Origin of the sequence: Anaerosolibacter carboniphilus, assembly GCF_014205875.1 — a bacterium.
Taxonomy (GTDB): Bacteria; Bacillota; Clostridia; order Peptostreptococcales; family Thermotaleaceae; genus Anaerosolibacter; species Anaerosolibacter carboniphilus.
Genome location: NZ_JACHEN010000021.1, coordinates 90,572 through 97,089 on the forward strand (window position 1 = coordinate 90,572; position 6,518 = coordinate 97,089).

The 6,518-nt window shown below is 39.4% G+C and carries 11 protein-coding genes and 1 riboswitch; of the genes, 1 reads left to right on the top strand and 10 read right to left on the bottom strand.

From position 1 onward, the window contains the following. Positions 1-9: 9 nt before the first annotated feature. The 6 genes from HNQ80_RS16425 to HNQ80_RS16450 all read right to left on the bottom strand — a co-directional run bounded on the left by HNQ80_RS16425 (position 10) and on the right by HNQ80_RS16450 (position 3,385). Entirely contained in the window at positions 10-777 is a 768-nt protein-coding gene (locus HNQ80_RS16425) for a thiazole synthase (protein WP_184311750.1), read from the bottom strand. Between the two features lie 4 nt (positions 778-781). Then, positions 782-982, bottom strand: a complete 201-nt coding sequence (thiS, locus tag HNQ80_RS16430; protein ID WP_184311751.1) for a sulfur carrier protein ThiS — start codon at positions 980-982, stop codon at positions 782-784. Positions 983-1,063: 81 nt separating this feature from the next. Then, positions 1,064-1,169, bottom strand: a riboswitch (TPP riboswitch). Positions 1,170-1,279: 110 nt separating this feature from the next. Then, entirely contained in the window at positions 1,280-1,657 is a 378-nt protein-coding gene (locus HNQ80_RS16435) for a hypothetical protein (RefSeq protein WP_184311752.1), read from the bottom strand. Between the two features lie 431 nt (positions 1,658-2,088). Further along, positions 2,089-2,556 carry a QueT transporter family protein gene (locus HNQ80_RS16440; RefSeq protein WP_184311753.1) on the bottom strand — a complete coding sequence of 156 codons (468 nt, stop codon included), beginning with the start codon at positions 2,554-2,556 and terminating at the stop codon, positions 2,089-2,091. A gap of 139 nt (positions 2,557-2,695) precedes the next feature. Next, the gene (def, locus tag HNQ80_RS16445) at positions 2,696-3,148 is read right to left on the bottom strand and encodes a peptide deformylase (protein ID WP_184311754.1); all 453 of its coding nucleotides are present in this window, start codon (positions 3,146-3,148) and stop codon (positions 2,696-2,698) included. Further along, positions 3,149-3,385, bottom strand: a complete 237-nt coding sequence (locus HNQ80_RS16450; RefSeq protein ID WP_184311755.1) for a helix-turn-helix transcriptional regulator — start codon at positions 3,383-3,385, stop codon at positions 3,149-3,151. Positions 3,386-3,767: 382 nt separating this feature from the next. Here HNQ80_RS16450 and HNQ80_RS16455 point away from each other — a divergent pair, with 382 nt between their 5' ends. After that, positions 3,768-3,968, top strand: coding sequence for a hypothetical protein (locus tag HNQ80_RS16455; RefSeq protein WP_184311756.1), 201 nt, complete (start codon positions 3,768-3,770; stop codon positions 3,966-3,968). Between the two features lie 134 nt (positions 3,969-4,102). Here HNQ80_RS16455 and HNQ80_RS16460 read toward each other — a convergent pair whose 3' ends face one another. From HNQ80_RS16460 to HNQ80_RS16475, 4 genes are all read right to left on the bottom strand, one after another. Further along, positions 4,103-4,450, bottom strand: coding sequence for a hypothetical protein (locus HNQ80_RS16460; RefSeq protein ID WP_184311757.1), 348 nt, complete (start codon positions 4,448-4,450; stop codon positions 4,103-4,105). 96 nt (positions 4,451-4,546) lie between these two features. Further along, on the bottom strand, positions 4,547-4,789 hold the full coding sequence (locus HNQ80_RS16465) for a hypothetical protein (protein WP_184311758.1): 243 nt from the start codon (positions 4,787-4,789) through the stop codon (positions 4,547-4,549). Positions 4,790-4,801: 12 nt separating this feature from the next. Then, positions 4,802-5,065, bottom strand: coding sequence for a hypothetical protein (locus HNQ80_RS16470; RefSeq protein ID WP_184311759.1), 264 nt, complete (start codon positions 5,063-5,065; stop codon positions 4,802-4,804). 12 nt (positions 5,066-5,077) lie between these two features. Continuing rightward, the gene (locus HNQ80_RS16475) at positions 5,078-6,334 is read right to left on the bottom strand and encodes a DNA polymerase Y family protein (RefSeq protein ID WP_184311760.1); all 1,257 of its coding nucleotides are present in this window, start codon (positions 6,332-6,334) and stop codon (positions 5,078-5,080) included. Positions 6,335-6,518: the final 184 nt, after the last annotated feature.

Below are 6,518 nucleotides of genomic sequence, written 5' to 3' on the forward strand. Positions count from 1 at the left end.
TCTTTACACTTATTCTAAGAATCCTGTCAAAGGCGAGGATGCCTCTGCATAAAGTTTTGTAGCGCCAGGTCTGGATAGATAGGCCAGCCTTCCAGCTTGAACAGCCAGATCAAATGCCCTGGCTATCACCACAGGATCTCCAGCCGTGGCAATGGCTGTATTCACCAGCACAGCAGCAGCTCCCATTTCCATAGCTTCTGCTGCTTCAGAAGGCTTTCCAATCCCCGCGTCTACGATAATAGGCAGATCGATCTCATCAATAAGAATACGTACCATTTCCTTGGTTTTCAAGCCTCGGTTGGTGCCTATAGGTGCTCCCAACGGCATCACCGCCGCCGCCCCTACCTCTTTTAGCTTTTTGGCTACCATCAAGTCAGGATTCATATAGGGCAACACGATAAAACCTTCTTTGGCCAGAATTTCTGTAGCCTTAATAGTTTCATAATTATCAGGCAGCAGGTACTTGTTATCGGATATGACCTCGATTTTAATCCAATTGCCACAACCAGCAGCTCTGGCAATGCGGGCGATTCGTACTGCTTCCTCTGCTGTGCGGGCTCCTGACGTATTGGGCAGCAATACACAATCCTTTGGAACAAAGTTCAATACATTTTCTTCTTGAGACGCCAAGTCAATCCGTCTTAAAGCTACGGTAACCACTTGGGAACCTGAAGCTGCAATGGCCTCTTTCATGATCTCATAGCTGGAAAACTTCCCTGTGCCTACAAAAAGCCTGCTCTTTAACTCCACACCACCAATTTTTAATAAATCCTCCATGTCTTCAACCCCCTCCAACAAATCTTAATACTTCTAGCTGATCATTTTCTTTAAGAATGATATTTCCCCATTCTTCTTTTTTCACAACCGTATAGTTGTGTTCTACCACTGCCCGGTTCGGGTCAAGGCCCTTCAATGACAGATACTGGAGAATACTCATAGATTGGTCTATAGATTCTCGCTTGCCATTCACAACAATCTCCATCCATTCCTCTCCCTTCAATATAAAAAGCCCCTATGGATAATTTCCATAGGGGCTTTGATAGACATATAAGGTACATCATATATATGACCACTTTCGCTTCCCTACGCTGGTATTATCCATGTCAGGTTCAAAGGGTCGGACTCTTTTTCGTGTCCTCTCAGCCTTAATAGCTCCCCTAGCTCTGTTCGTAACGATATGAAATTTTCTAACAATAGCTTATATCTTTTTCAGTTCTTTGTAAAGAAGAAATTCATATCCTAATTTTTACATATGAAATCTATTGAGAAAATAGAACTCTTATTGAAGTTTTTCAATCTTGATCAATCTCAACTGTCCACTCTCAGCTTCTTTATACTCAATGCGAACCTTTTCTTTACCCTTTAGCCCATTGATCGCCTTGCTGATATCCTCCATCCAGAAAACCATAGGTTCTCTACCCACTTGTACCTCAATGGAATTTCCATCAATCTGACCAGTATAGATACCTTCCACTTTTTTCACATCTTGATCTTCTTGCTGCTGTGTTTCACTTGGATCAGGCGTCTCTTGATCGTCTGCTGGCTGGGTTACAACGCTATCCTCCGGCTTTTTCTCTTCTGGCTGGGTCTTGGTGCACCCTACAAAAACGCTCAAACTCATAACTCCTATCAATGCAAATGCTGCTATTCTTTTCATATATTAATCATCCTTTCAACTTTTGTTTTTTACTCTTCACCTATTAGACGTTAATTTCATCCATTCGTTACATGTTTTTTTAAAAAAGCTCTGCTATCATTCTATATTGATATTGTATCATACTATTCGTGCATATTTGTAGGTAAATGCGATTTAAGGCTTGTAGGGGCGAACAGTGTTCGCCAGAAGACCACAGACATCACCGCACCTGTCATCCTGCACAACAGCGAAGGATCTGTCTCATCCTTTAGATGCTTCGCTACACTCAGCATGATATACCCTAGGTGTTAACACAAATTATACAAATACAGGGGAACACTGTTCGCCCCTACAGTTTTTTCTAGCCTTAACCTATATGATCTATCCTTTATTTATTACGCAGAGAGGTTCTACATGTGAAAAAAGACTCAGCCGAAGCCAAGTCTCATCCTTTACACCTTAAAGATTCTATCCTTATACTTTTCTAATCCCATCATCAATGGATAACCTAATCCATAGCACGCTACAAACTGACCAAGGGCAACCCACCCCATGGTGGCCACCAATGGCATCTGGTAAAGATAATTCAGTATAAATCCTACCACGATCCCATTTACGACAATCGGCGGTATGGGTACCAGCCATTTTTTTGAAGCCTTATAGGATAAGAATGCTGCCAGCAGTGTTGCCAAGCTGCCAAATACGATATCAATCATACCGTTGCCTCCAAAAATGTTGGCGAGAATACAGCCTACAAATAACCCTGGTATGGCTGCTGGTGTGAAGGCTGGCAATATAGTTAAAGCTTCTGCTATTCTTACCTGCACTGGTCCATAACTCCATGGTGCAAAGGCTACGGTCAATACGGCATAGATCGCCGCAATCAGCGCTCCTTGCACTAAAAATCTTACATTTTTCATTTTTTATCCCTCCATAGTTTTGTTTAAAGTCAGGATGGTTTCGAACTGACCAAGATATAAATATAACATATTTGTGGAAGAAATAAAAGCTATTTTCCAATATTTCTACGTTTTATATAGACGACAAGACAAAACCAAATTACTTTATATACTCGGTAACGAAATCTGTAAAAAGAATACCTTCTAAATGATCAATTTCATGGCAGAAACATTTTGCTAGATCTCCTGTGCCAGTCAATATAATTTCCTCACCATTTTCATTTAATGCTTGTACAGTTACCTTTGCAGGTCTTTTTAGCACGCCCAACTTATTAGGGATACTTAAGCAGCCCTCTATCACTTCTTGGGTGCCTTCTTGCGCAATGATTTTGGGATTCACCAATTTTATCAGTCCTTGTCCCATGTCAATCACAACCAATCGCTTCAATATACCTACTTGTGGAGCTGCCAAGCCTCCACCATTTTCCGTATTATACATGGTATCCGCCATATCATTTAATATCTCTCTTATTTTATCATCTACTACTTCAACCACTTTACTCTTTTTTCTTAGTATTTCATCATCAAAAAGTCTTATTTGTCGTAATGCCATTTAAATTACACCTCTACTTTGCTGTGCCCTTGATTTTCTCTCACTTTCTTCAAAAAGAAAAACCTCTTCTATGGAACAATGGAATACTTTACAAATGTCATAAGCCAACCATATGGACGGCTCATACTTCTCCGTCTCAATTGCATTGATTGCCTGTCTTGATACACCTACAAGTTCTCCTAATTGTTGTTGTGTCAATCCAAGAGACTCACGAAACTCTTTCATTTTATTTTTCATCATTCATCACTCCTGTAATGTTAACCTTACATTATAAATATATTACGATTTTTCTTTCATGTCAAGTTAACCTTACAAAACTAGCGATGAATAGTCTTTCGCTATACAAATAATTTTCTTCATGGTCATTCTGAGCGTAGCGAAGAATCTCAAACCCAGAGTACAGATCCTTCGCTGACGCTCAGGATGACAAGTGGCCGGATATCTGCAGTCTGCGGACCACGATATTTACTCCTACAGCCTTACCCTCAACCTTATGCCGTACTATTTTATGGATATATTTTTAATCATCCATTTGTAAGATAATTCCTACTCAGCCTTCAAATATGATAAACTATTACAAGAAAATGCTACTCGCTTTTGAAATAGGAGGAATGTAACCATGAGAGCAGGAATTGTTGATTTGAGCTATACCCTAATATTCCAGATTATCAATACATTACTGATAATAGGAATTATATGGGGTATTTTTTACTTGATTTTTAAATTGCCAAAAAAATTAAAAGCATTGGAAAATGATCTTTGTCTTGCTAAATCTAAAATTGATGAATTAGAGAATAGGCTGAATCAGCTTAAGCAATAATGCTTATCGTAACTTTCATAAACAATATGACAAACTATCTTAATATTTATAATTCCTCAATGATCACCTTGAAGTGAAAATACTTTTATATCATTTGAAAAAATAATAAACACACCCATAATGAGTGTGTTTATCTATTTAGAACCTTTGATTACCTGTAGCTTAATTTCTTGATGTTCTACACGGTCCGCAAGCTTATCTACCTTATCTCTTAATTCGTTGATACCTTCCATACTTTGCTTGTATCCATCATATAAAGCCTTATGATTTTCATCCATTTTGTTTTCTAATCTTATTAATACATTTTCACTGCTAGCCGTTCTGCTCTGAAGATCATCGATTCTATCTTCAAGACCATCCATTCTGTTTTCAAGGCCACTCATTCTACCTTCGATGCCACCCATTCTAGTGTCCAGCCTGTTAAAACCTTCCTGCATTTCTCCATACATCCTTGATAGCATTTCAAAAGTTTTATCTTCCATAGGCTCCACTCCTTTACAATGATTTTATCACAAATATCCATCAAGCACATTAGTATTGTCCATCTTTTATTCTATTTTCTATTTAAATACTTCATACTACATAAATCCGATACTCCTATTTCCATAGGTTCCAGGATATACGCCAGGTATGATGGCAGACAAAATATTTTTCTTCTTAAAATTTCGAATGGCATTTTTGCTATGACAATATGCTTGGATAGTATCCCCATCTATTTTCCGAACCTGAATCTGCCGTTGGGATATCTCCATTCCTTTTTGATACATAATGTTGATGGGCATATGGGTTTCTAAGGAATACTTCAATACATGATTAATCATAGACACTCCCTCCTAGATTTTAAATAGCATCCACTTGCAGGTCTCTAAGCCATACTTTAACTCATAGACTTTCTCTACTCCGTTGATGGCACTTTGACACCTAAAGATAAACATCTTATTCCCAGCCAGTTTTTCCAACTCTCTAGTCAGCACTCGATCGACCTTTATGGCCACCTCTGCTTCGGCTTCACCAACGATTTTAAACTTTATAGGTGTGGGAACACCTTCTTTATTAAATTTTGCGAGGACATCTATGGGCTTTGCAACTATTTTCACATTTCTCGCCTCCTATAGTAAACTGGCCATCATAGGGTAGTCATCAGCACCAACGCCGCCAATCATCGATTTGATTCCCGAGTTTAACAATACAGCCTTCATGATAGATGTTGAACCGTAGCGCAGCCTTACCTGATCTATCACAGCATCCAATGCCTTATTTCTTTCTCGGTCGATGTCATCAAATAATGATTTCTGTTGGAATTCATTACTGGACAATTCAGATACTCTGACCCCAAAATTTCGAATCGGCTCCCTTCTCCATGCTTCATCGAATAATTCCGCGACGGTCTTAAAGATTTCCTTTGTACAATCTGTGGGAGAAAATAGCTTCCGTTGGTGAGAATAAGTCCTAAGCTCTGTATCTCTTAGACTTATGGCGACCAATCCACATACATTTTCTGTATGCCTAAGGCGCATGGACACCGTTTCTGTAATGGCAAGAAGAATTCTATAAGCCGTAGCTTTGTCTTCCACATCAAAGGCGATGGTACTGGAATTGCCAATGCCCTTCATATCCATATGTTTTCCCCCACGGACAGGGGAATCTTCCCGCCCGTTTGCATAATTCCAAATCATAATGCCATGGCTTTTTAACCTGTATTTTATGTGCTCATAATCACAAGTGGCAAGATCTCCTATGGTATAGATGCCTATCTTATTCAGCTTAGGCAGCGTCGCCCTGCCCACGTAAAAAAGCGATTCTACAGGCAATGGCCATATTTTCTGGGAAATTTCCTCGGGAAAAACTGTTGCCACAGCATCTGGCTTCTTCAAGTCTGATGCCATTTTGGCCAATAGCTTATTGCTAGATATGCCTATGGAAACGGTAAAACCCAATTCCTCCTTGATCCTATCTTTTATCCTGTGGGCCATCGTGATGGGATCACCCCAGCGATGTTCCATATCTGTATAGTCTAAAAATACCTCATCCACAGAAAACCGTTGAATCACTGGCGAATATTCTTCCAATATCGCCATCATAGCATTAGAGCATTGCATATACAGGCCGTAGGATGGAGAAACAATATGGAGACTTGGGCACTTTTTCAGTGCATTATGAAGGGTTTCTCCCGTCTGAATTTTATATTGTTTTGCAGGAGTGCTTTTGGCCAGGATAATCCCATGGCGACTTTTCGGGTCTCCCCCCACTGCCGAAGGTATCGTACGTAGATCAAGGGGCGCTCCATTTTGCAAGCGATATACTGCTTCCCATGAAAGGTAGGCAGAGTCCACATCAATATGAAAGATAATACGATTCTGTTTCATAAGCTCACCGCTCAATCCATTATTTTCTATAGTATATGCTTATTATATACCGAACATGCGTTCTGAGTAAAGAAATAAAAATAAATAAAGGTAAAGTGAAAGACTAAATTCCAGTTTGTAAGACTAAATTCAATCCTATGGATGTTACTCTTACACGTCTCTTTCAGTATAATAAAAGTGCAGA